Source organism: Mesorhizobium sp. ESP-6-2, assembly GCF_020164675.1.
Classification (GTDB): Bacteria; Pseudomonadota; Alphaproteobacteria; order Rhizobiales; family Rhizobiaceae; genus Mesorhizobium.
On the sequence record NZ_JAIUGT010000009.1, the window covers coordinates 1 to 22,851 of the forward strand.

Below are 22,851 nucleotides of genomic sequence, written 5' to 3' on the forward strand. Positions count from 1 at the left end.
CCTTCGGCCAGCTTCTCGACCTGGCCGGCGACAAGGCCGTCGATGCTCGAGCGGCTTTCGGCCAGCTTGGCGAGATCCTCCTCAAGCGCTTTCGACAAGGTCGAACGGTCCTGGACCAGCTTGTTCATGTGGTCGGCAATGACGCTGTTCACATTCTGCAAGTCGGCCTCGAGAACCCGCGACAGCTGCCCGCGGTCCTCGGCCAGCCTCTCGGACTGGCTCGATATGACGCCCTTGATCGCGTTGAGGTCGGATTCCAGCGCCCGCCTGAGAATATCGCGGCCTTCGGCCAGTTTCTCGACCTGACCGGCGACCAGGCCGTCGATGCTCGAGCGGCTCTCGGCGAGCTTGGCAAGGTCGGCTTCAAGGGTCTGCGACAGCAGGCTGCGATCCTCGGCCAGGCGGCCCGAATGGTCCTCGATCAGCCCGCGTATGCTGGACAGATCGTCCTCCAGCGAACGGCCGAGCTGCGAGCGGTCTTCCGCCAGTTTCGCCGAATGCGCCTCGATGAGGTCCTTGATGCCGGCGATGTCGTTCTCCAGCGCCTTGGCGAGTACCGCGCGGCCCTCGGCGATCTTCTCGACCTGACCGGCGACAAGGCCATCGATGTCGGCGCGCGTGTCCACGAGCTTGCCGAGGTCGGTTTCGAGCGCGCGCGAGAGAATGTTGCGGCCTTCGGCCAGCTTGCCAACATGTCCAGCAACCATTTCGTCAATGATTGTACGGGCTTGCACCAACTTTCCTGAGTCTTCGTTGAGAGCCTGGGAGAGCCGGTTGCGACCTTCTTCCAGCCTTTCGAGGTGGCTGCCGAGCGAAGCGTCGATGGCAGCGCGCGATTCGTTGACCTTGCGCAGATCTTCTTCGAGAGCGCGCGCGATCAGGCTGCGGCCTTCGGCCAGCCTCTGCACCTGGTCGGTCACCGCGGCATCGATACCGGCACGGCTCTCGGCGAACTTGGCCAGATCGGCCTGCATCGCGGCCGCCATGCGCTCGCGGCTCTCGGAAAGGCTGCGGCTGTGATTTTCGACCGCTTCCTCTATGCCCACGCGGGCATCGGCAAGCCGCTGGATATCGGCATCGAACGAGCGCGAGACGACGTGGCGCGTCGCTTCCATGCGTCCGGCGAAATCGCTGGCGCGCGCTTCGAGCATGGACGAGGTCGACGTGACGATATCGGCCATGTCGGCGCCGATCTGGGTCTTGCCCTGGTCGATCATCGCCGTCAGCGTGTCCTTGCTCTCGGCGAAGGTGTGGGCGATTTCGCGCGCGCGTTCGACCAGCGTTTCGTTGATCTGCCGGGCGCGCGCTTCGAGCGCTGCGTTGAGCTTCTGCGTGCCGGTGTCGAGGGCCTCGGCACGGGTCTGGAACTCGCTGATCAGCGCCTGACCGCGCTCGGCGAGTGTGCGCTCGATGCCGTTGAGGCTGGCCTCGAATTCCGAATTGAGTGTGCGCGCGGCGCCGCCAAGCAACGACACCATGCCGTTCGTTCGATCGTCGAGCAGGTCGGTCAGCGACCGGGTCAGGCCGTCTGTCGTGTCCGTCAGCTTGGCGATGCGCGTGTCGAGCAGGCTGGCGAAAGCTTCGCCGGAGGTCGAAAGCTTGTCGGTGATGGTGTCGAGCCGGCCTTCTACCGAATCGAAGATCGACAGCGAGCTTTCGTTGATGCGGTCGATAAGCGTGTCGCCGGAATTGGTGATGGTCATCGACAGTTTGGTCGATGCATTGAGAATGCTGTCGCGGATGAGGTCGCTAGCAGCGCCGATTTCGTCCTTGAGCGTGTCGTGCGCGCCGGCGATCGAGGCGCGAACCCGCTCCGCATGGCTGACGACCGCCTCGCGCTCGCTGCCGAGGCCGTCGACGAGCGAGCGGATGCGGGTTTCGTTTTCCGAATAGGAGCGCTCGATCTGGTTGACCTCGCTGTGGACCAGCGTTTCCAGTTCGACGGCGCGGGCCAGCGTGCGTTCGATGCCTTCGCCCATGGCGGCCACCTCGCGGCGGACGGCCTGGCCGATCATCATGACGCGATCCTGGGCCATGTTTTCTGGCTCGGTGAGGCGGAAGGCCACTTCCGTCATCGACTGGGCGGCGATGCGCATGTCCTGGGCGCGGCGAATCATGGCGGCGAAGGCCCAGAACAGGATGACCGGCACGATGGCCGCGACAGCAAGGCCGATCAGCTCGGGACGGGCAAAGAACTGGTCGAGCGTGCGGATCCTCCAGATGCTCGGCCCGAAGAGGAGGTTGGCCAATCCGCCCGCGCCGGCGATCCAGGCCAGCGAAACGAAGGCGATAACCCAGTAGATCGTGTTCGAGGCGCGCCGGTTGAGGCTGTGCAGAAGCGTCTTGTAATCCTTCTGACGATCGTCATTGGCCGGCGAGAAGCCGGCGGGCTGACCGCCATTGCGTGTTTCGACGGGGCGCAGTTCGGCGGGTCTGGTCTTTGGCGCGGGATTCGCGGCCTGGGCTTGGTTTACGACGGGTGCTTGCGTCTGATTGCGTCCCTCGCGCGCCAATTCGTCAGCGGCCTGGGAAATCTGCGCTTCCAGATCTTCCATCGAGGCCGCGATATCGAGGTCGCCGCTGCCGGTGTCGCCGCCGAGGTCGAGATCGAGTGCCTTCTCGAGTTCCCTGGCCACATCGTTGTCCAGAGATCTGGTCGTCGTTGTTTTCTTCGCCATGCCTTCGCTACCCTGTACTAGCTGCCGCGGGCTTATGATTCTGGTTGTCGCACCCACGCGCAGGAGGCTGAAAATGGACCCCTCGTATCGTAATGACACAGGGGGGTAAAGAAAACATGCATTCCGCGGGATACGTAAAACTTTAAATATAAGGTTAACGGAAGCGTGATTCCGGCGCCGCTTTCGCAACATTTTTCCCGGCCATTCATTAACCCGTTGTCCATTGGATTCGCCTAGTTTTTCAGGCGGCCGAAGAAGCGGAGTTCGAGTTCATGCGTGGCGAAAGCGGCATTGCCTTCTCAATGCCCGGGGGCGATATATCGGGAACGAGGCGGTCCCGACCGGTCGATTTGGCACACCTTGCGCGGCAGACGATGGGCGACCGCAGCCTCGAACAGGAGGTGCTGGCGCTCTTCGTACAGCAGGCACTGTCGGTGCGCGACAGGATAGTCGATGCGGACATCAAGGACCGGCTGCTTCTGGCGCACGGCCTGAAGGGCTCGGCGCGCGGTGTCGGAGCCTTTGCCATTGCCGATTGCGCCACCGAGATAGAACGGCAGCCGGAAGACAGCCAGACGCTTACGCGGCTGGGCAAGCTGATCGACGAAGTGCGCGATTTCATCGCCGCCATCAACCGCTAGACCGGTTTGCGGAAAAACGTCACCGAGCGGCGCTTTCTCGCCGCAGTTGACTTGTGTGCCCGAGTGATTATCTCGGCGGAAACTCCCTCAGGTGACAAATGACCAAACTGACCTTCATTGCCCATGACGGCACACATTTCGACGTGGATGCCGAGAACGGCTCGACGGTCATGGAAAACGCCATCCGCAATGCCGTGCCGGGTATCGAAGCGGAGTGCGGCGGCGCCTGCGCCTGTGCAACCTGCCATGTCTATGTCGACGAGGCCTGGACGGCGGAAGTCGGCGAGCCGGAAGCGATGGAAGAAGACATGCTGGACTTCGCCTACGACGTCCAGCCTAATTCGCGGCTGTCGTGCCAGATCAAGGTGCGCGACGCGCTCGACGGACTGGTGGTGCGGGTGCCCGAGCGCCAAGGCTAAAAGCCGAATTTGCCCGAGGCAATGAATCCGGTAGGGGTTCCTTAGGGACCTTCGCCGGCTGTTGATGGCGCCTTGGATGGAAAACCCGCCTGTGCGGCGGGCCCTGGCGCAACTCAACACCATGACCAAATATCTACCATAGCTGCCTTCACCCAGTCAAGAAAAAATTCCTATCGTGAGAAGCTGCCTGCCATGAAAAGGTGGCGGGACTGCCGGACTTGCGGTCGTCAAGCCTTGTAACCCGAGTTCGGAGCCCTGATTTTTGCCGCTGCCGCTTGGCAGCAAGCCGGTGGTCATGCAGTCTCACGCCAATCCAGCAGCGAGGCGCGCATCATGACCGGCATCACCAGGACAGACGTACTCATTGTCGGGGCAGGGCCGGTCGGCCTGTTCGCCGTGTTTGAGCTTGGCCTGTTCGACATGAAGTGCCACCTGATCGACATTCTCGACCGGCCCGGCGGCCAGTGCGCGGAACTCTATCCGGAGAAGCCGATCTATGACATTCCCGGCTGGCCTTCGATCTCGGCGCAAGGCCTGGTCGACAAGCTGCTCGAGCAGATCGCGCCGTTCAAGCCCGATTTCACCTACAATCGCATGGTCTCCAGCCTGGAGCGACTGGAGGATGGCGGCTTTCGCGTCACCACGGACGAGAATGAGGTGTTCGAGGCCAAGGTGGTGGTGATCGCCGCCGGCGGCGGCTCCTTCCAGCCAAAACGCCCGCCCATCCCGGGCATCGAACCCTATGAGGGCAAGAGCGTCTTCTATTCGGTGCGCCGGATGGAAGATTTTCGCGGCCACGACCTCGTTATCGTTGGCGGCGGCGATTCGGCTCTGGACTGGACGCTCAATTTGCAGCCGGTGGCAAAAAGCGTGACGCTGGTCCACCGGCGCCCGGAGTTCCGCGCCGCGCCCGACAGCGTCAACAAGATGTACGACATGCAGGAAATGAAGCAGCTGGATTTCCAGGTCGGGCAAGTGACGGGCTTGACTGGCGCCGACGGCCAACTGTCGTCCGCCCTGATCAGGGGGCCGGAGGGCGACATCGAAGTTCCTTGCACGCGGATGCTGCCCTTCTTCGGCCTGACCATGAAGCTCGGACCGATTGCGGAATGGGGGATCAACCTTCACGAGAACCTGATTCCGGTCGACACCGAGAAGTTCCAGACGTCGGTCCCGGGCATCTTCGCGGTCGGCGACATCAATTGGTATCCCGGCAAGCTGAAGCTCATCCTGTCGGGCTTTCACGAGGTCGCGCTGATGGCCCAGGCCGCCAAGCGCATTGTCAGCCCGGGCGAACGCATCGTGTTTCAATACACGACCTCCTCCTCCAGCCTGCAGAAGAAGCTCGGCGTGGCAGAGGCCTCCTGACGCGTGTCGCTTCAGTCCGCCAGCACGGGGGCCTCGGGATGGCCGCGCAGCGGTTTTTCTGGCATCAGGCTTAGCGTCAGCAGCGCCATGATCAACATCACCACGGCGGCGACGAAGATCAGCCCGAAGGCGGCAGCCTCAGCACCGGCGCCGGTCGCCTGCGCGCCTTCGCCCGCCAGCGGCAGCCCGTTGCCCAGGGCGACCGCACCGAGGATAGCAACGCCGAGCGCACTGCCCAGCGAGCGCAGGAACGTCAGCACCCCGGTGGCGACGCCCAGATGCCTGGGGTCGACGGCGTTCTGAACAGACACCGTGGCCACCGGAAAGGTGGTTCCGCTGCCGAGCCCGACGCACGTCGTCAGGATCTCGACTACCAGCAGCGAGGCGTGCCCAGCCACCAGGCTGAGGACGCCGAGGCATAGAACGGCGAAGCCCAATCCGACCATGGCGATCCGCTTGTAATGGACGAAACGCGGAATGGTGCGCCCGCTGAATGTCGCGCCCGCCACCGTGCCAAGCATCAGCCCTAGGAGGGCGGTGCCGGATTCGCTCGCGGACAGGCCGATGACCGACTGGAGATAGACCGGCAGGTAGACAGACAGGCCGATATTGGCCGCCTGCAGAAGGAACATGGAGAGCGTGCCGGCAAGGACGATCGGGTTGCTCAGTACCTCGAGCGAAATCAGCGGCTCGGTTGCGCGTAGCAGCCGCAGCGCAAAGGCGCCCCACAGGACCAAGGAACTGGCGACCAGCCCGAGGATCTCCGTCGACAGCCAGGGGTATTCGCTGCCACCCCAGTTCAGCGCCAGAAGCAGCAGGGCCGTGGCGGCGACGAGAAGCAGCGCGCCGAGCCCGTCTATGCGGTGCCGTCTTGCCGCGACCGGCAGCTTGCGCAGCGGCTTGTTGATGATGGCCATGGCGACGATGCCGAGCGGAATGTTGATCCAGAAGATCAGCGACCAATGGAGATGTTCAGCGAACGTGCCGCCGAGCAACGGCCCGGCGATGCTGGCGACTGCCCAGGTGCCCGAGATCCAGGCCGCATAGCGTGCCCGCTCGCGTGGCGGCACGAGGTCGCCGATGACGGTCTGCGCCAGGGCGAAAAGCCCGCCGCCGCCGGCGCCCTGGATCGCGCGGCCGATCACCAGCACGAACATGTTGGGCGCCATCGCGCTGACCAGCGAGCCGGCGAGGAAGATGAGGATCGCGCCATAGACGGTCGGCCGGCGGCCGTAGACGTCGGAGATCTTGCCGTAGAGCGGCGCCATGGCGGTTGCGGTCAGGAGATATCCGGTCACGATCCAGGGCAGGTACTCGGCGTGGCCGAGCGCTCGCGCGATGGTCGGCATGGCCGGCGCCACAATGGTCTGGTCAAGTGCTGCCAGCAGCATCGACAGGAGAACGCCGCCGATGATGGCGTTCTTTTCGCTTTCCGTCAGCGGCGCGCTCGCGGCCGCCACGGCCTGCTTGTCGACAGCCTGGTCCATAGTCTTTCGTCCATATGCTTGCGCGCGCCGTCCGGTGCGTCGGCTGGGCTAGCCGGGTTGCATCCGCGGCGCGATCGGTCGTGATGCTCGTGTTTGAAGGTCGTGCCCTTGCCAACCCTGATATGTCGTCCCGTATAGGCCGATTTCGACCGTTGCCCGAAAATTTTTCGAAGCTGGCACTACGCTTCGGCCCGGTTGGCTCGCACCGCCGCCCTTAGGAGACATGCATCAGGACGTTCAGGTCGGCGGCAACCGGCCGTTCCCGATGCGCTCGACGCGATAGCGCAGGAGCCGCAGGATGCGGCTTTCGAAATTGACCCCTTCCACGCGATCGAACTGCACCTGGGCACGGTCGTGTCTGGCGAGAATGGCGGCGGTGATCTCGGCGGCCTTGGCCTTCGCCGCATCGCAGTCCTTCTGCGGATAGGCCGCCTTCAGCGCGTCTTCCAGTTCGCGGGCGTGATTCTTGGCGATCTCGACATGACGTTCCTCATGGCGCTTGATGTCGGCCGACAGCGTGTCCCAGAACAGCCGCACATCCGCGTCTGCCTTGCGTGGACGGCGCCATTCGGGAAGGATGACCTTGACCTTGACGGTCACGGCGGCGTCGGCGATCCGGCAGGAGCCGGATTGCCCAGCATAGCTGACGCGCGTGGTGAAGGCCATCTGTGTGGCGCCGGGATGCCGCGAGCCGGTGCTCTTCACCTGCGGACCGCGTTTGGAAAGCTGTGCCTCGATGTCTTCTAGCGTCCTGCCGCCAACGGCGAAGTAGCTATATGTCTTGACGAGATTGGCCGCGCCCGCCGGAACGGCGGTGGCGGCAAGCAGCAATGCGCAAAGCAGGGTTCGTTTCATCAGGTTGCCTCTCGACCTACCTTGCTTTACGGCCATTGCCGGCGCAACGGAATTGATCTGGTGCGGATCACACATGATTGATGAGCCACTTGGTTGATGAGCCACATGGTTGATGAGCCCCATGGTTGATGAGCAATGACGGCGAGGCGATGGCAGTTGGCGCACGGACGTCATCTCGACCTTGGCGACAAGGCCGTGGTGGTCGGCATTCTCAATGTCACGCCCGACAGCTTTTCCGACGGCGGTCTGTTCGATGCCGCCGAAGCCGCGCTGGTCCAGGCGCACCGCATGCTGGGCGAAGGCGCCCTGGTCGTCGATGTCGGCGGTGAATCGACCAGGCCGGGCGCGTCCGCGATCACGGCAGGCGAGGAGCAGCAGCGGATCCTGCCGGTGATCGAGGCGCTGGCGGGTTCCGGCGAGGTGCTGATTTCGGTCGACACCTATCGCGCCGAGACCGCGCGCCTGGCCGTCGCGGCCGGGGCGCATATCGTCAACGACGTCTGGGGCTTGCAGCGCGAGCCGGACATTGCGCGTGTCGCAGCCGAAACCGGGGCGGGGCTCATCATCATGCATACCGGGCGGGATCGCCGGAAACTGCCCGACGTCATCGCCGACCAGTTCGCGTTCCTCGAAAAATCACTGGAAATCGCCCGCCGACATGGCATCGCCGACGATCATATCGTTCTCGATGCCGGCTTCGGCTTCGCCAAGGAGACGGCCGAGGATAACCTCGACCTGATGGCGCGGTTTTCCGAGCTCAACGCCCTCGGATTTCCACTGATGGCCGGAACCTCGCGAAAACGCTTCATCGGCACCGTCACGGGCCGCGATGCCGCCGAAAGAGGGGCTGGGACTGCGGCGACGAGCGTCATACTGAGATTGAAGGGCGCCGACCTGTTTCGCGTCCACGATGTCGCAATCAACGTGGACGCGCTGGCCGTGGCGGATGCTATGCTGGCGCGCGAAACCGCCGCTTCGGAACGCTGAACCATGTATGTCATCCGCCTGAAGAACTGCGCCTTCTTTGCCCGGCACGGCGTGCTGGACGAGGAGGAGGCGCTCGGCCAGCGCTTCTATGTCGACGCCTCGCTCACCGTGGAGCCCGGGCGCGCGCTGGTCGACGATGCCATCGGGGAAACCGTCAACTACGGCGTTGCCTTCACGGTGATCGAGGAGATCATCACCGGACACAGGCGCTTCCTGATCGAGGCGCTGGCCCTGGAAGTCGCAAAAGCCTTGACGGAACGCTTCCCGCAGATCAGGAAAGCCGAAATCACGGTCCGCAAGCCGAATGCGCCGGTCCCCGGCGTGCTCGATTACGTCGAGGTGACCGTTGTCTGGCCGCAGTAACACCGTCTATCTCAGCCTTGGCGGCAATCTCGGCGATCCGGCGAGATCGATGGCGGCGGCGCTGCGCCTGCTCGACGCCGATGCCGCCACTCGCGTGGCCGCGGTGTCCTCGCTCTACCGCACGCCTCCCTGGGGCAAGCTCGACCAGCCCGACTTCCTGAACGCCGCCGCCGAACTCTCGACACGGCTCTCGCCGCGGGCCTTGCTCGACCTGTGCCTCGATGCCGAGCGCAAGCTGAAGCGCGTGCGCGAGGAGCGCTGGGGGCCGCGCCTGATCGATATCGACATCCTGGTTTTCGGCGATCGCGTCATCCACGAAACCGGTCTGGAAGTGCCGCATCCGCGCATGCTTGAACGTGCCTTCGTGCTGGCGCCGCTGGCCGAGATCGCGCCCGATCTTGCGGTAAGCGGGCGAAGCGTCTCGGAGCGGCTGGCCGCCGTCGATGCGGCCGGTATCGAACGCCTGCCGTCGGGCCGCGACTGGTGGCTGGATAGGCCAGGGTCAGCCTGAGAACCCGCCATCGTCCAGAAAGACTTTTTCCTCCGGCGTGGTTTCGCGGCCGAGCATCTTGTTGCGATGCGGGAAACGGCCGAAGCGCTGGATGATGTCGAGGTGTTCTTCGGCGTATTTGAGGTAGTCCGGCGCGTTGGCCGCGGTGAGCTCGACCGACCGTTCCTGGTCGGCGAGCAATTCCGAATGTTCGAACGGCAGATAGAGGAACACCCGCAATTCCGGTTCGAGCGCCAGGTCCTGGCCGGCCGTGACAGCTTTTTGGGCAAAATGCTTCGCCAGCGGGTCGGTGGCGTACATGTGGCCGGTGCCGCGAAAGCAGTTGCGCGGAAACTGATCGAGCAGGATCATCAACGCCAGCGAGCCTTCGGCATGCTCCGACCAGCCGTCGCATTCGCGCCGTGCGGCCGTGTAATGCAGCTCAAGAAAGCGGTTGCGGAAATCGCCGTCGAAAACATCGCTTTTCTCGAACCATGCGTCCGCTCCGGCATCACGCCAGAATCTGGTGACCGACAGGGCTCTGCTGTCCAAATCCATGCTTTTCTCCTATCGATCCGCCGGCTCGGACTTGTGCAGAACGCCGGCCGTTTCCTCGTTGAGCGCCTGGCCGGGGCGGCGCGGCGTGGAGAGCGGCGTGGGGATCGGCGTGCCGATATTGCCCTTCAGGAAGCGCTGTCCGGAGCGGATGCCTTCGGCGAGTTGCGTCTCGAAGCGGGCGGTGTCGCGGCGGCGGACGTCTTCGACCACCTCGGCGACGTCTTCCGGGTCGACGCCCAGGGCCTCCAGCGTCGAACCGCCAAAAACCAGCGCCGATTCGAATGTTTCACGCAGCTGGTAGTCGACGCCGGTACGGATGAGCTGTAGCGCGGTGCCTCGGTCAAAGGCGCGCGCCAGCACGGTGAGCAAGGGAAACTCAGCTTTGACGAGCTCGGCGATGCGCACGGCTGCATCGGGTTTGTCGACGCAGATGAGCACGGCGCGTGCGCGCCCGGCGCCGGCGGCGTGCAGAATGTCCAGCCGCGTGCCGTCGCCGTAATAGACCTTGAAGCCGAAATCGGCCGCCGCCTGGATCATCTCGACATCGTTGTCGATGATCGACACGTCGATCCCGCGCAGCAGCAATGGCTGGCTGGCGATCTGGCCGAAGCGGCCGAATCCGATGATCAGCACGCTGCCGGTCAGCCCTTCGGCGACATCGACGCCATCCAGCGACAGCTCGTCGCGCGGCGTCAGATACCGCAACGCGACGATCGCCAGTGGCGTCAGCACCATGGAGATGATGACGATGGCCGTGAGCGTCGCGTTGGCCTGGCCGTCGATGATGCCGACGGAAGCGGCAGCCGAATAGAGGACGAAGGCGAATTCGCCGCCTTGCGCCATGAAGACGGCGCGTTCCAGCGCCTCGCGATGGCCCGACTTCAGGACACGGGCGACGATGTAGATGCCGAGCGCCTTCATGACCATGTAGGCAACGACATAGACAGCGATCAGCCGCCAGTTCTGAACCACCACATGCAGGTCGAGCGACATGCCCACAGCGAGAAAGAACAGGCCGAGCAGGATGCCGCGAAACGGTTCGATGTCGGCTTCGAGCTGGTGGCGGAAGGTCGATTCGGACAGAAGCACGCCGGCCAGGAACGCGCCCATTGCCATGGACAGCCCGCTGAGCTGCATGGCAAGGGCGGATCCGAGAACGACCAGAAGGGCGGCCGCCGTCATCACCTCGCGGGCGCGGGCATCCGCCAGGATGCGAAAGAAAGGGTTGAGCAGAAAGCGTCCGGCCAGCACCAGGCCGATGATCGCGGCAAGGCCGATGCCAACCTCGGCCAGCCGCTCCGACAGGCTGGTGTCGGTGCCGCCTGGCGCCAGGAACGCGATCAGGGCCAGCAGCGGCACGATCGCCAGATCCTCCAGCAGCAGGATGGAGACGATGCGCTGGCCCTTGGGCGAGGCGATTTCGCCGCGCTCTTCCAGAAGCTGCATGACGATCGCCGTCGAGGTCAGCACGAAGCCGGCTCCGGCGACGAAGGACTGCGCGATGGAAAAGCCTCCGGCTATTCCCACACCGGTCAGCAAGACCGCGCAGACCCCGACCTGAAGCGCGCCCAGGCCGAAGATCTCGCGGCGCAAGCCCCAGAGCCGCGACGGCTGCATCTCCAGCCCGATAATGAACAGGAACATGACGACGCCGAGTTCGGCGACGTGGAGGATGGCTCCCGATTCGGAAAACACACCGATGCCGAATGGACCGATCACCACGCCCGCGGCCAGATAGCCGAGAATCGAGCCCAGGCCCATACGCTTGAAGATGGGAACGGCGACAACACCCGCGGCGAGCAGCGCCACCACCTGAACAAGCTCGCTGCCCGCTGCCTCTGCCGCCATTCCCGCCATTCCGCTCGTTTGAGGACCGCAGCCTGTGCGGTCGGGTCAAGGCGCCTCGGATCAGGCGCCAGCGCCGCAAGGATAGGGGCTTCGGCGAGCATGTAACAGCCCGAATCCTGCCGGCGGGCAATGTTGCAGGCACGTTACGCAAGTTGAGCGCGAGGCCGCGTTGCGTCTGGCTGCAATCGGAGGTTAAGCACGCTCGGCTTCGGCCAGTGGAGGGTGTGGCGATCAAGTCGCGCCCTTTTTGAGGAGATGACTGACATGAAGAAGTTTTTGCTTGTTGCCGTCGGCGTGGCGGTGCTTGCCGGTTCGGCTTGCTCCAAGGCGCCTGAGTGCACGGCCGAGGTCGCGTCCAAGAAGGCGCAGGACATGGCCGCCGCGCTGCAGGAGGCGGTTACCAAGGATCCGTCCAAGGCGGCCGATCTGACGGCCAAGGTGCAAGAGGTGACGACCAAATATCAGGGCACCGCGACCCTGGCCGATGCCTGCAAGGCCTTTGACGAGGTGACGGCGGCGATCAAGGGCTGATCGTTCCTATCGACGTCTTCAAAGGAGGCGGTGGCGATTGGCCGCCGTCTCCTTTTTTGTGTTTGGTTATAAGCGGTTGATACGCGCTCAGTTCGGCGCGATGGAGCCGACTTCGATCGCGTCGACCCGCTTCAGGCTCATGCCGATCACCGGCACCAGCTGGTCCGCGACGCGCACGGCAACGGTCACCGTCATCGAATTGTCGTCGGGGATGCGTGCCTGCATGACGCCGCGCAGCTGGTTGCGGTTGATGGTGAACACCACCTTGCGGGCATCGACCACATTGCCGCCGATGATATCCAGGCCGGCACCGGCCGCGCCGCCCATGAAGGAGCCCTTGTAGTCGCGCCCCTTGCGCTCGATCTTGGCCGACATCGGCTGGGTGAACATGCCCACACGGCAGCCGCCGTCGAGCGTCATGCCCATCTTGCCGTCGGGCGTCGAGCCGGTGAAGCTGCAGTTGAACTTCGTGCCCTTGTATTTGCCGGCGACGATCTCGCCCGGGCCCACCCATTTGCCTTCGGCGGACCGGAAGAACTGCTTGTCCGGCTCCGCCGCGGACGCCTGTACGGCAATGCCGGCGACAGTGGTGATCGCGACCGCCAGGGGCAACAGGCTGGACAGAATTACGCTTTTCATCGACGACACCCGGCAACAAAGAGGCTGTTATGGAACCAGTGCGACCATGAACAAGATTGGTTAATGCTTCGTCACTGCCAAGGTCGTCGTTCACTTGCCAGGCGGGGGTTTCTCGCTTTCCTTCCTGCTTGCGAACGATGTCAGCGCGGAGAGGAAATCACCCAGTCCCGGCCGTTTTGCCGCACTGAAGGGCAGGGGGCGCGCCGTCTCCATCGCGGCGATGCCGATGCGCGCCGTCATCATGCCGTTGACGACGCCTTCGCCGAGCTTGGCGGAGAGGCGCGCGGCGAGGCCGTGGCCGACGATCTGCTGGACGAAACTGTCGCCGACGGCGATCGAACCGGTGACCGCCAGATGCGCCAGCACGCTGCGCGCCAAGCGAAAGAAGCCCAATGTCCCCGGCCGCCCGCCATAGAGTTCCGAAAGGCGCCGGATGAGGCGCCCGGCCTCGAACACGACATAGGCGACGTCCACGAGCGCACGCGGACTGACGGCCGTCACCAGCGACACGCGTTTGGCGGCTTCCAGGATCATGATCTTGGCCCTGGCGTCGAGAGGGCCAAGGATCTCCGCTTCAGCGAGACGCACAAGATTGGCGCCATCGATGATCTCGTCGCGCAGCTCGGCCAGCGCGCGCCTGCCTGCAGCCGTTTGGGGTTTGGCCGCAACGAAGGCCGACAGCTCGTCGACCACCAATCGCGCCGCCTTGGGATCGTCGCGTGCAATCGCATCGAGTGCACGCTTCTGCAGCTTTTCGACCTCGGCAAGCCGGGCGATCGCCAGGAATTCGCGAATCAGGATCACCACCAGCGCCAGCACGGCGACGGCAGCCATGCCGGCGGCCAGCCAACCCAGCCACTCGGCGCGCGCGAACAGATCGCGAATGAGCTGATCGGTCCACAGGCCGATGGCCAGCGAAACCAGCACCCCGAACGCGCCGAAGAAGATGGAGCCAAGCAATGAACGTTTCCTGCGAGCGACCGCCGGCGGCGGTTCGGCGGCGACGATGTCCGGCTCGTCGAACACGTCGATCTCCGACGGGATGACCAGTGCGGCATCGCTCTTCGCCGCGCGGGGCTTGCGCTCTGTGTCGGTCTGGGCACGGCGCGCCTCCGGCGCCCCGGCCTCGGCACGGCGCGCCTGCGCCGCATCCTGCTGCAATGTGGCCTCCGGTTCGATGCGGAATGCCGCCGGCTTGCGGGGCGCGGTCATGCCAGATGGTCTCCGATCAGGAACTGCAAGGCACGGTCGAGCCGGATATGCGGCAGTGACAGCGTGACGCCCTCGGCCGTGCGCTCGAGCTTTGGCGGGCGAAAACGCACGAAGCGGATCGCCGGGTCGGTATTGTCCTGCCTGTGCGCTCCCCCGGGAGCTTCGAAGACAGCATCAATTTTTTCCGGTAAATCACCGGGAAATATGGCCGTTTCAGCTTTCCCGTCAAAGGTGTCGCCATTGATTGTCTCGCCCGCGAGCGGTGTGCCGATGATGACCGGCAATGTCTCGCGGCCCTGTTTGACGGTGCCTTCTCGTGTTGCGCGCACCGCCGCCATGGCGACGACGTCGACGCCAGCGCCGGTGAAATTCGCCCGCGCCACGGCGCGGTCTGCCAGCCGCCGCACGATCGCCTGCAAGCGGTCATGGCTGTCGTGATGCAGGTGGTCGGCCTTGGTGGCGGCGATCAGGATACGATCGATGCGCCGCGAGAAAAGATCGGTGAGGAAGCTGCCGCGTCCAGGACGGAAACAGGCGAGGATCTCGGTCACGGCGCGCTCCAGGTCAGCCATGGCTCCGGGGCCGGCGTTCAGCGCCTGCATGGCGTCGATCAGCACGATCTGGCGGTCGAGCCGGGTGACGTGTTCGCGGAAGAAGGGTTTGACGACATGGGTCTTGTAGGCCTCGTAGCGCCTTTCCATCATGGCGTGCAGCGAGCCGCTGCGCGGGCGCTTGTCGCCCAGGCCGGCCAGAGGCGCGAAGGTCAATGCGGGCGAGCCTTCGAGATCGCCAGGCATCAGGAAACGGCCCGGCGGCAAAGTCGAAAGCGCCCGCTCGTCGAGCTTGCAGGCTTTGAGATAGGCGGCGAACTCCTCGGCCAGGCGGCGCGCCGTCATCTCCTCGGCATCGGCGTTCGGGTCGATCTCGGCCGAGAGTGCCCGCCAGGCGCGCGACAGCTCCTCGCGCACCGGCAACGCAGCCATTTCAAAGGCTTCGCGCGAAAAATCGGCGAAGGACTTGCCGAGCAGCGGCAGGTCGAGCAGCCATTCGCCGGGATAGTCGACGATGTCGACCGACAGTTTTCCGGAGGAAAACATCCTGTTCCAGCCGGAAGCCGATTCATATTCGATGGTCAGCCGCAATTCGGAGATGGCGCGTGTCGAATCGGGCCAGACGCGGTCGTTCACCAAGGCGGCGATATGGTCTTCGTACTGAAACCGCGGCACCGCGTCGTCGGGCTGCTCTTCGAGGAAAGCGCGCGCGATGCGCCCGGATTTCTGCGCCTCGAACAGCGGCAGGCGCCCGCCGTGAATAAGGTTGTGGACCAGGGCCGAGATGAAAACCGTCTTGCCCGCCCTGGAAAGGCCCGTGACGCCCAGCCGCAGCGATGGCGAAAAAAGCCCGCTGGCGCGGCCCGAAAGCGTGTCGAGGGCAATTCTCGCCTCGTCGGTGAAAGTGGTCAGCGATGATGCCAAAATTGTTTCTCGAGGCTGCGACAGGTCCGATATAGGCGTTGCCGTGCTGGTTTGGAATGGCGTCAGAGGTCGGCCGGCGTCAGGAATGCCTCGAGATAGCCGGCACCTTGCGCGGCCCCGGCAAGGTCGCCGCTGAAGCGCACGACCGCCAGGCCCGAGGTCGGGAAACCATGATTGAGCATGGCGCGGGCGCTTTCCTCGCCATCGCCGGACAACGCCATGGCGAGATCCTCCGTCATCGGATTGTGGCCGACGAGCAGCATCGAACCCACCCCACCATTGTCCCGGATGAGGCTGAGGTACGCGGCCGCGTCCTCGCTGTAGAGCGCGTCGACGAACAGAACCCGTCCGGTGTCGGCCCGACCGGCCACGCTCTCCAGCGTCTCCTTCGCGCGCCGGGCTGTGGAGCAAAGCGTCAGATCGGGCACATAGGAACGCGACCGCATGGCGGTGCCCATCGCCTCCGCATTAGCGCGGCCGGACGCATCGAGCGGGCGATCGAAATCACGCATGCCGGGCAGCGCCCATCCGGCTTTGGCGTGCCTCAACAGATAAAGCCTGCTCACCCAATCTCCACCGTGCCAACAGCCCGAACCGTGCCGTGATTAGCCACAAGAACGGCGCGGCGCACAATGGCAGTCGTTTTTCGGACATGACGAATCATCAGCCGGCGGCCGCCAGTTCGAAGGATTCAGTACCTAAGGCCAGCCCGAATCACCTCAATCGCGCTCATCGAGGCAGATTAACAATTGCGTGAATCGGTAATCGATTGCGCTTGTGCAGGCGTTTGACCGCGAATATATAGGCGCCAAATTTGGGGCTGTTTGGGTGAGTCGAATGAACGATGCCGTTACCGCCGATTACGTACCCTCCGAAGATGAGCCGTTCATGAACGAGCGGCAGAAATCCTACTTCCGCTCAAAGCTCGTCACCTGGAAGAATGACATATTGCGCGAAGCGCGCGAAACTCTCGAAATCCTGCAGCAGGAAAACGCCAATCACCCTGATCTAGCCGACCGCGCCTCTTCGGAAACCGACCGCGCCATCGAACTCAGGGCGCGCGACCGCCAGCGGAAACTCATCGCAAAGATCGATTCGGCCTTGCAGCGCATCGAGGAAGGCACTTACGGCTATTGCGAGGAGACCGGCGAACCGATCGCGCTGAAGCGGCTGGATGCCCGCCCGATCGCAACCTTGTCGATCGAAGCGCAGGAGCGGCACGAGCGCCGCGAGAAGGTCTATCGCGACGACTAGCCTGCGGTCTGCATTCAAGAAGATTCCAGCGATATCGCTGTCGAAATGGCCGGGTTTCCGGCCATTTCTTTTTCAGATCCGGGCGATGCGCGCGCAAAACCCCGATCGGTTTTCGGGTCCGGGCGCAAGCGCTGCTCATCTTTTCTGGCTGGAGAGTTCGCCCAGAAGCCTGGTCATCTCGTCGTCGAGCGACGGCGGTGTTTTTGCCACCGGCTTACTCGCCGGGCTGCTCGAGCGGGGCTGGTCGAGCGAAACCTCGAGTTCCTTCATCAGCGTTTCGTCGATGCTTTCCTGCCCCGGCGGTGGTGAAGCCGGAGGCGGGGCATGCCGAACGGCATTGACGTTTGCGGAGCCGTAGGAAGGCAGCGGCGTGACATTGGTCGGTTGATAACCCTGCGCCGCCGGCTTCGGCACCGGCTCCGGAGCGCGCTGACGGGCGGGCGGCGCTGCGCTCACCGGCTGCGGAGCAGGTGCCTGTCTCGCCGGCGCCGGGGTGGGCTGAGGCGGACGCGGCTTTGCCACCGCGACAGGCTGCTGCGAGCCGCCATCTCCGGTCAGCGCGGGACGGCGTGGCGCAGAAAGGCGGATGTCACGCTCGACGACGACATCGGTCGGGCCGCCGATCAAAAGCAGATGCTCGATGTCGTCGCGGCGCACCAGCACCAGGCGGCGATGGCTGTCGACGGCGGTGGCGTCCATGACCGCAAGCCGCGTCTTGCGGTTCCGGCCGCCCGCGACAAAGGTGCCGAAGGTCAGGTTGCGAACGAGTTTGACGATGATGAGGACGATGACCAGCAGGACCAGCGCCGCGAAGGTCCACAGCAGTGCCGCTACATAGCCGGGGCCCGCTACGCTATCCAGCCATTGCAGCATTGGTTCCCCCTGATCGGTTTGGAAGTGACGCGACACTAGACCGTTGCGGCGGGCTACCGCAAGTTGCCTTTCACGCTTCATGAACAGCTTGAAACACTAGAGGGCCGGCCGACATCATTTTTATCTGACATTTGCCGCCCGGGCCTTTTCGGGACCAGGAGAATATGATTCAACCCGACAGGGGCGGGCGTCGGCACACATTGCGGCGAGTATCGGAACACCGGACTTCAAGAGCAGGGGGCACATGGCCAAGGAAGCGCGCGGCGATTTCTATCCGGTACCGATCGTCGATCAGAACACGCGGCCCGGCGCCGTCACCCGGCTCGTCATCTTCATTGCCGTCCTGACGGGGGCCGCCATCGTCTTCGGCCTGTTCCGCGAACGGCTCGGCGACCCTTTCCTGCTCGGCATGCTCGGCGTGCTGGCGATGATCGGCGTCGGCTTCCTGTTCGCCACGGCAATCGGCTTCGTGCAGATCACGCCACGCTCGACGGGCGACGAACTGTCGAAGGCATTCGTCGATTCGATGTCGCAGGGCCTTCTGGTCACGGACACCAAGGGCCGCGTGGTCTATGCCAACCGCGCCTATGCCGATATGACCGGAGCCTCTTCCGCGGCCGACCTGAAGACGGTCGAAGGGCTGCTTTCGGATGTTCCGGAAGCTTCGGTCACCATCTACCGACTGGCCTCCGGCCTGCGTGACGGCCAGCCGGGCGACGGCGAATTCCGACTTGCGCAGTCGATCAAGCCTGGTGCTGAGCCCGGCGCGCGCTGGTATCGCGCCCGCGCCCGCACCTTCAGCGTGCCGGGCCAACGGCTGCCGATGCTCGCCTGGCAACTTGCCGACATTTCGCAGGAACGCGCCGAGCAGGAGCGTTTCTTCCTGGACCTGCAGAAGGCGATCGATCATCTCGACCACGCGCCCGCCGGCTTCTTTTCCGCCGACCAGGAAGGCCGCGTCACCTACATCAACGCCACGCTCGCCGAATGGCTGGGTATCGACCTTGCCAGCTTCACGCCCGGCGCCGTCTCCCTGCCGGAGATCGTCGCTGGCGACGGCATGGCACTGGTGCGCTCGGTCAAGGCCGACCCCGGTACGACGCGCAACGCGGTCATCGATCTCGACCTCACGACGATGACGGGCGAGGCGCTGCCGGTGCGCTTCATGCATCGCGTTTCAGCCAGCCGCGAAGGCCTCAACGGCCCGACGCGCACGATCGTGCTCAACCGCACGCAAGGCGAGGACGCCTCGGCGGACCTGCGCGCTTCGGAAGTGCGCTTCACCCGCTTCTTCAATTCAACGCCGATGGCGATCGCCGGCGTCGACGCCAGCGGGCGCATCCTGCGCACCAATGCGCCGTTCCTTTCGCTGTTTTCATCGGTCGTCGACCGGGACGCCGTCGATCGCCGCATGCGGCTCGACACGGTCATCCACGAACGTGACCGCCCGGCCTTTGCCGCGGCCTTCGAAAAGGCAAGGCAGCGGCAGGCCGATATCGAGCCGATCGACACGCTCCTGCCCGGCAATGAGGAGCGCCACATCCGTTTTTACGTCAATGCGGTCGCCGACGGCACAGGCGGCGAGGGGGCCGAGGAGTCGGCCATCGTCTACGCCGTCGAGACGACGGAGCAGAAGGCGCTCGAAGGGCAGATGGCGCAAAGCCAGAAGATGCAGGCGGTCGGCCAGCTTGCCGGCGGCATCGCGCACGACTTCAACAATGTGCTGACCGCCATCATCATGGCGTCTGACCTGCTTCTGACCAACCATCGGCCGTCGGACCCATCCTTTCCCGACATCATGAACATCAAGCAGAATGCCAACCGGGCGGCCTCGCTGGTGCGGCAGTTGCTGGCCTTTTCGCGCAAGCAGACGCTGCGGCCGGAAGTGCTGAACCTCACCGACGTGCTCGCCGATCTCAGGATGTTGCTCGCCCGTCTGGTCGGCAACGACATCAAGCTGAAGATCGACCACGGTCGCGATCTTTGGCCGGTCAAGGTCGATATCGGCCAGTTCGAGCAGGTGGTGGTCAACCTGGCGGTCAACGCGCGCGATGCAATGCCGGCGGGCGGCGACCTCACGGTGCGCACCCGCAATGTGACCGCCGAGGAGTGCAAGACCTTCCCCTACCGGGAACTCACTCCGGCGGACTATGTGGTGGCCGAGGTCGAGGACACCGGCAGCGGCATCGCGCCCGACGTGCTGAAGAAGATATTCGAACCGTTCTTCACCACCAAGGAGGTCGGCAAGGGCACCGGCCTTGGCCTGTCCATGGTCTATGGCATCATCAAACAGACCGGCGGCTTTATCTTCTGCGATTCCGAGGTCGGCAAGGGTTCGGTCTTCCGCATCTTCCTGCCGCGCCACATCGCCGAGGCGAAGAAGGCAGGCGAACCCGGGGAAGCACCGGCAGCGGTGCCTGCCAAGTCGGCCGAGACAGGCAAGGATTTGTCCGGGTCGGCCACTGTGCTGCTGGTCGAGGACGAGGATGCGGTGCGCATGGGCGGCATGCGGGCACTGACCTCGCGCGGCTATACCGTGCACGAGGCGTCCTCCGGGGTCGAGGCGCTGGAAGTGTTCGAAGCGCTCGGCGGCAAGGTCGACATCGTGGTTTCGGATGTGGTGATGCCGGAGATGGACGGGCCGACGCTGCTCGGCGAACTGCGCAAGCGCCAGCCGGACATCAAATTCGTCTTCGTGTCCGGCTATGCCGAGGATGCATTCGCCAGGAACCTGCCGGCGGACGCGCATTTCGGATTCCTGCCGAAACCGTTTTCGCTCAAGCAGTTGGCAACGATCGTCAAGGACATGCTGGAGTCCTGACACGGAGGTTCGTGGCATGAGACCTTACGTCACTCAGAAGGAACCTGGGCGATGATGATCGCCGGCTTCGCGCTGGGCCGGGCAGGCAGTCACTCGCAGGCCACTCCGTCCCATCGCGGTCCAGATGGCTCCCATAGCCGGCCTGCTCGTACCTGATGGGCGTCACGCCGGCCGCACGGGCAGCCGCGCAGTTCGGATAAGTCCGATAGCGACCTCTGTCGCCTGGGCGAGGCCTGTGTGGCCGGCGGCGGCCACGGCCTCCAGATCGGCGTCGCTGACATTGCCCTGGGTCTCGATGACCTTGCGGGCGAACTGGACGGCCGCATTGCGCTTGGGGTCGCTGGACTGCCCTTCCGAGCAAGGATGATCTCGTAGGTCGAGAGCTTGAAGGAGATGGCGCCAGCGAACGACACTCCGCTCAGCATCGAAAATGCAGGCCATCCACACGTTGACTCCGGGACCCAAGGGATCTTCTCGCACAGGCCATCCGCGCTCGAGCCCGTTGAGGGCGGCAGGCCTTGGGGCCAATTCGATGGGAGACCTTCGCACGATCAAAATTTGTATTCGCTGAAACTCCGCGACGACCGAAGCGTTGGGTCACGAGCGGCGTGGCTTTGAGAGATCGGCAAGATCATGCCACACGGAACCGATCGGGCCGATGGAAGCGGCCTATCGCCAGGGATCATGTAAGCAAGCCTGCGCCGACGGCCGGTTCCGGAACGATCCGCTGCCTGAACAACGCTTCGAAGGAGTATCGCCATGCGGCATAAACGCATCGCCCTGATCACAGGGGCGAACCAAGGAGTGGGTCTTCAAGTCGCCAAGGAACTCGTGGCAAACGGCGTCACCGTGCTGGTCGGATCGCGCGATTCCACACGCGGCGAGGCTGCGGCCAAGGAGATCGGGCCGGGCGCCATTGCGCTCCAACTCGACGTGACGGATCAGGCTTCGATTGCCGCTGCGGCAGAGCGCATCCGAGGCGAGTTCGGCCGTCTCGACCTGCTCGTCAACAACGCGGCCATCTCGAATACCAGAAGACGGGCGGCCGACTCGGCCGAGGATTATGCCAAGTCGACTCACCCGAGCGTCGTGTCGCTCGATGAGGTGCGCGCGGTGTGGGAGACCAACGTGTTCGGCGTCGTCGCCGTCACCCAGGCGATGCTGCCGCTGCTGCGCGAGTCGTCGGATGCCCGCATCGTCAACGTGTCGAGCGCCGTTGGCTCGCTGACGCTGAACGCAGACCCGGCCTTCCAATACCGCGCGATCTTCAGTCCCGTCTACTCGGCCTCCAAGACGGCCCTTAACGCGATGACGCTCGCCTTGATGATCGAGTTGGAGTCGACGGCGATCAAAGTCAACTTGGTCTCTCCGGGCTACACCAAGACAAACCTCAACGGATATCGGGGAACAGAATCTGTTGAAGAGGGTTCCCGCGAGGTGGTGCGCGTCGCGCTGCTCGGCCCCGACGGCCCGGCGGGCACGTTCACGCAGTGGGAAAACGAAACCATCCCGTGGTGACTTAATCGCGAGTGCCTGATCGAACTTGCGCTTCCGTTCGAAATTCAACGATGCCACCGTCATGATAGCATGCGCTCTCCCCCGCTTGACTAACGACTATCGGCGACATTCGGCCAAGAACAATCGCTGGGTACGCTGCGCTACTCTAGGCCATGAACCCATAAATCGGGAATGGCCGAGATTGGTGGTTCCCCGGAGGGCAGCTTAGGAGACGGAATCGCCGATTAGCGGCCGTTCAGCAAATCCGAGCAGCAAGGTTTTTGCGATCTCTCGCGCCTTCGAGGCAAGCGCCTCATCCGGCAGTTCGCCGGCGGTCCAGAATGACAGGACCCCACGAAAGGCAAATGCGAGCTGCTCCGGCAAACTGCGCAGCGCCTCCTGCCTGCCGGCCGCGATCAAGCCTTCGCCCGCTCCAAGGGCAAGCGACCACAAGGTTGTGGAGTGCGCCAGGACCCTTCCGGGGGACGGGCCGGCCGTGCCGATCCACCCCATCACGGCCCGGTTTATCTCCGGCTCCTCCAGCATCACCTCGACCGCCGTATCGATGGCCAACAGCACGCGGCCGGCGGCATCGGCAGGCGGTGACATCCCGGCAAAGCGCTGGGCCATCGTATCGATCCGCCGCCGCGAAAGGGCATGCATGATCGCGGCCTTGCTTCCGAACTGATTGAACGGCGTCGCGAAACTGACTCCGGCTTCGGTGGCGAGGTCGCGCATCGAGAAATCGGCCTTACCCTGTCGGAGCAGTCGTTCCGCCGCATCGATCACACGCTGACGAAGCGGCTCACCCCGCGTGGCGGTCGGAGCAACCTTGGTCTTGTTTTGTGTCATGCT

21 protein-coding genes and 2 pseudogenes are annotated in these 22,851 nt (G+C 64.2%); 10 read left to right on the forward strand and 13 right to left on the reverse strand.

Annotation, left to right across the window (positions count from 1 at the left end; genetic code table 11):
• Positions 1-2,678: pseudogene (locus LB532_RS21855) on the reverse strand (kinesin); the annotation flags it as partial.
• Between the two features lie 272 nt (positions 2,679-2,950).
• Between LB532_RS21855 and LB532_RS21860 the strand changes: the two are divergent.
• The 3 genes from LB532_RS21860 (at position 2,951) to LB532_RS21870 (ending at position 5,106) form a co-directional block, all read left to right on the forward strand.
• Positions 2,951-3,319, forward strand: coding sequence for an Hpt domain-containing protein (locus LB532_RS21860; protein ID WP_140638274.1), 369 nt, complete (start codon positions 2,951-2,953; stop codon positions 3,317-3,319).
• 98 nt (positions 3,320-3,417) lie between these two features.
• A complete protein-coding gene (locus LB532_RS21865; protein WP_137931040.1) occupies positions 3,418-3,738 on the forward strand; it encodes a 2Fe-2S iron-sulfur cluster-binding protein in 321 nt (106 codons plus the stop codon).
• A 333-nt stretch (positions 3,739-4,071) separates the two neighbouring features.
• Positions 4,072-5,106 (forward strand): NAD(P)/FAD-dependent oxidoreductase, encoded by a 1,035-nt coding sequence (locus LB532_RS21870; RefSeq protein ID WP_140638273.1) that lies wholly within the window; start codon positions 4,072-4,074, stop codon positions 5,104-5,106.
• A gap of 11 nt (positions 5,107-5,117) precedes the next feature.
• Here LB532_RS21870 and LB532_RS21875 read toward each other — a convergent pair whose 3' ends face one another.
• Together LB532_RS21875 and LB532_RS21880 are read right to left on the reverse strand one after the other, a co-directional pair.
• On the reverse strand, positions 5,118-6,593 hold the full coding sequence (locus LB532_RS21875) for an MDR family MFS transporter (protein ID WP_140638272.1): 1,476 nt from the start codon (positions 6,591-6,593) through the stop codon (positions 5,118-5,120).
• Between the two features lie 237 nt (positions 6,594-6,830).
• Complete coding sequence (locus LB532_RS21880) at positions 6,831-7,448, reverse strand: DUF922 domain-containing Zn-dependent protease (RefSeq protein WP_181169268.1); 618 nt, start codon at positions 7,446-7,448, stop codon at positions 6,831-6,833.
• Positions 7,449-7,583: 135 nt separating this feature from the next.
• On the opposite strand from LB532_RS21880, the gene folP reads away from it, so the two are divergent.
• Genes folP through folK form a run of 3 tightly spaced genes read left to right on the forward strand, consistent with a single transcriptional unit; the run spans position 7,584 to position 9,309 of the window.
• Positions 7,584-8,435, forward strand: a complete 852-nt coding sequence (folP, locus tag LB532_RS21885) for a dihydropteroate synthase (RefSeq protein ID WP_140638271.1) — start codon at positions 7,584-7,586, stop codon at positions 8,433-8,435.
• A gap of 3 nt (positions 8,436-8,438) precedes the next feature.
• Complete coding sequence (gene folB / locus LB532_RS21890; protein WP_140498905.1) at positions 8,439-8,798, forward strand: dihydroneopterin aldolase; 360 nt, start codon at positions 8,439-8,441, stop codon at positions 8,796-8,798.
• Complete coding sequence (gene folK, locus LB532_RS21895; protein WP_140638270.1) at positions 8,782-9,309, forward strand: 2-amino-4-hydroxy-6-hydroxymethyldihydropteridine diphosphokinase; 528 nt, start codon at positions 8,782-8,784, stop codon at positions 9,307-9,309. Before folB ends, folK begins: the two co-directional genes overlap by 17 nt.
• Here folK and LB532_RS21900 read toward each other — a convergent pair.
• Together LB532_RS21900 and LB532_RS21905 are read right to left on the reverse strand one after the other, a co-directional pair.
• Positions 9,301-9,846 carry a DUF924 family protein gene (locus LB532_RS21900; protein WP_140638269.1) on the reverse strand — a complete coding sequence of 182 codons (546 nt, stop codon included), beginning with the start codon at positions 9,844-9,846 and terminating at the stop codon, positions 9,301-9,303. The genes folK and LB532_RS21900 overlap by 9 nt on opposite strands.
• A 9-nt stretch (positions 9,847-9,855) precedes the next feature.
• On the reverse strand, positions 9,856-11,694 hold the full coding sequence (locus tag LB532_RS21905) for a monovalent cation:proton antiporter-2 (CPA2) family protein (protein ID WP_140638268.1): 1,839 nt from the start codon (positions 11,692-11,694) through the stop codon (positions 9,856-9,858).
• A 264-nt stretch (positions 11,695-11,958) separates the two neighbouring features.
• Here LB532_RS21905 and LB532_RS21910 point away from each other — a divergent pair, with 264 nt between their 5' ends.
• A complete protein-coding gene (locus tag LB532_RS21910) occupies positions 11,959-12,225 on the forward strand; it encodes a hypothetical protein (protein ID WP_140638267.1) in 267 nt (88 codons plus the stop codon).
• A gap of 87 nt (positions 12,226-12,312) precedes the next feature.
• Here the strand turns inward: LB532_RS21910 and LB532_RS21915 are convergent, their stop codons facing one another.
• The 4 genes from LB532_RS21915 to LB532_RS21930 form a co-directional block, all read right to left on the reverse strand.
• On the reverse strand, positions 12,313-12,864 hold the full coding sequence (locus tag LB532_RS21915; RefSeq protein ID WP_140638266.1) for a hypothetical protein: 552 nt from the start codon (positions 12,862-12,864) through the stop codon (positions 12,313-12,315).
• 90 nt (positions 12,865-12,954) lie between these two features.
• A complete protein-coding gene (locus tag LB532_RS21920; protein ID WP_140638265.1) occupies positions 12,955-14,076 on the reverse strand; it encodes a YcjF family protein in 1,122 nt (373 codons plus the stop codon).
• Positions 14,073-15,551 (reverse strand): YcjX family protein, encoded by a 1,479-nt coding sequence (locus LB532_RS21925; RefSeq protein WP_140638264.1) that lies wholly within the window; start codon positions 15,549-15,551, stop codon positions 14,073-14,075. The genes LB532_RS21920 and LB532_RS21925 overlap by 4 nt, the downstream gene beginning before the upstream one ends.
• 62 nt (positions 15,552-15,613) lie before the next feature.
• The gene (locus LB532_RS21930) at positions 15,614-16,117 is read right to left on the reverse strand and encodes a SixA phosphatase family protein (protein WP_140638263.1); all 504 of its coding nucleotides are present in this window, start codon (positions 16,115-16,117) and stop codon (positions 15,614-15,616) included.
• 271 nt (positions 16,118-16,388) lie between these two features.
• Here LB532_RS21930 and dksA point away from each other — a divergent pair, with 271 nt between their 5' ends.
• The gene (dksA, locus tag LB532_RS21935) at positions 16,389-16,805 is read left to right on the forward strand and encodes an RNA polymerase-binding protein DksA (protein ID WP_140498888.1); all 417 of its coding nucleotides are present in this window, start codon (positions 16,389-16,391) and stop codon (positions 16,803-16,805) included.
• 135 nt (positions 16,806-16,940) lie between these two features.
• Here the strand turns inward: dksA and LB532_RS21940 are convergent, their stop codons facing one another.
• Positions 16,941-17,678 (reverse strand): flagellar biosynthetic protein FliO, encoded by a 738-nt coding sequence (locus LB532_RS21940; protein ID WP_181169267.1) that lies wholly within the window; start codon positions 17,676-17,678, stop codon positions 16,941-16,943.
• 244 nt (positions 17,679-17,922) lie between these two features.
• Between LB532_RS21940 and cckA the strand changes: the two genes are divergently transcribed.
• Positions 17,923-20,499 carry a cell cycle histidine kinase CckA gene (cckA, locus tag LB532_RS21945; RefSeq protein WP_140638262.1) on the forward strand — a complete coding sequence of 859 codons (2,577 nt, stop codon included), beginning with the start codon at positions 17,923-17,925 and terminating at the stop codon, positions 20,497-20,499.
• Here cckA and LB532_RS21950 read toward each other — a convergent pair.
• Together LB532_RS21950 and LB532_RS21955 are read right to left on the reverse strand one after the other, a co-directional pair.
• Positions 20,477-20,665, reverse strand: a complete 189-nt coding sequence (locus tag LB532_RS21950) for a hypothetical protein (RefSeq protein ID WP_224557190.1) — start codon at positions 20,663-20,665, stop codon at positions 20,477-20,479. The two genes, cckA and LB532_RS21950, sit on opposite strands and share 23 nt — an antisense overlap.
• 68 nt (positions 20,666-20,733) lie before the next feature.
• Positions 20,734-20,876: pseudogene (locus tag LB532_RS21955) on the reverse strand (carboxymuconolactone decarboxylase family protein); the annotation flags it as partial.
• A 382-nt stretch (positions 20,877-21,258) separates the two neighbouring features.
• Between LB532_RS21955 and LB532_RS21960 the strand changes: the two are divergent.
• Positions 21,259-22,017 carry an SDR family NAD(P)-dependent oxidoreductase gene (locus LB532_RS21960; protein WP_140638261.1) on the forward strand — a complete coding sequence of 253 codons (759 nt, stop codon included), beginning with the start codon at positions 21,259-21,261 and terminating at the stop codon, positions 22,015-22,017.
• 204 nt (positions 22,018-22,221) lie between these two features.
• On the opposite strand, the gene LB532_RS21965 is transcribed toward LB532_RS21960, so the two are convergent.
• A complete protein-coding gene (locus LB532_RS21965) occupies positions 22,222-22,848 on the reverse strand; it encodes a TetR/AcrR family transcriptional regulator (protein ID WP_140638260.1) in 627 nt (208 codons plus the stop codon).
• Positions 22,849-22,851: the final 3 nt, after the last annotated feature.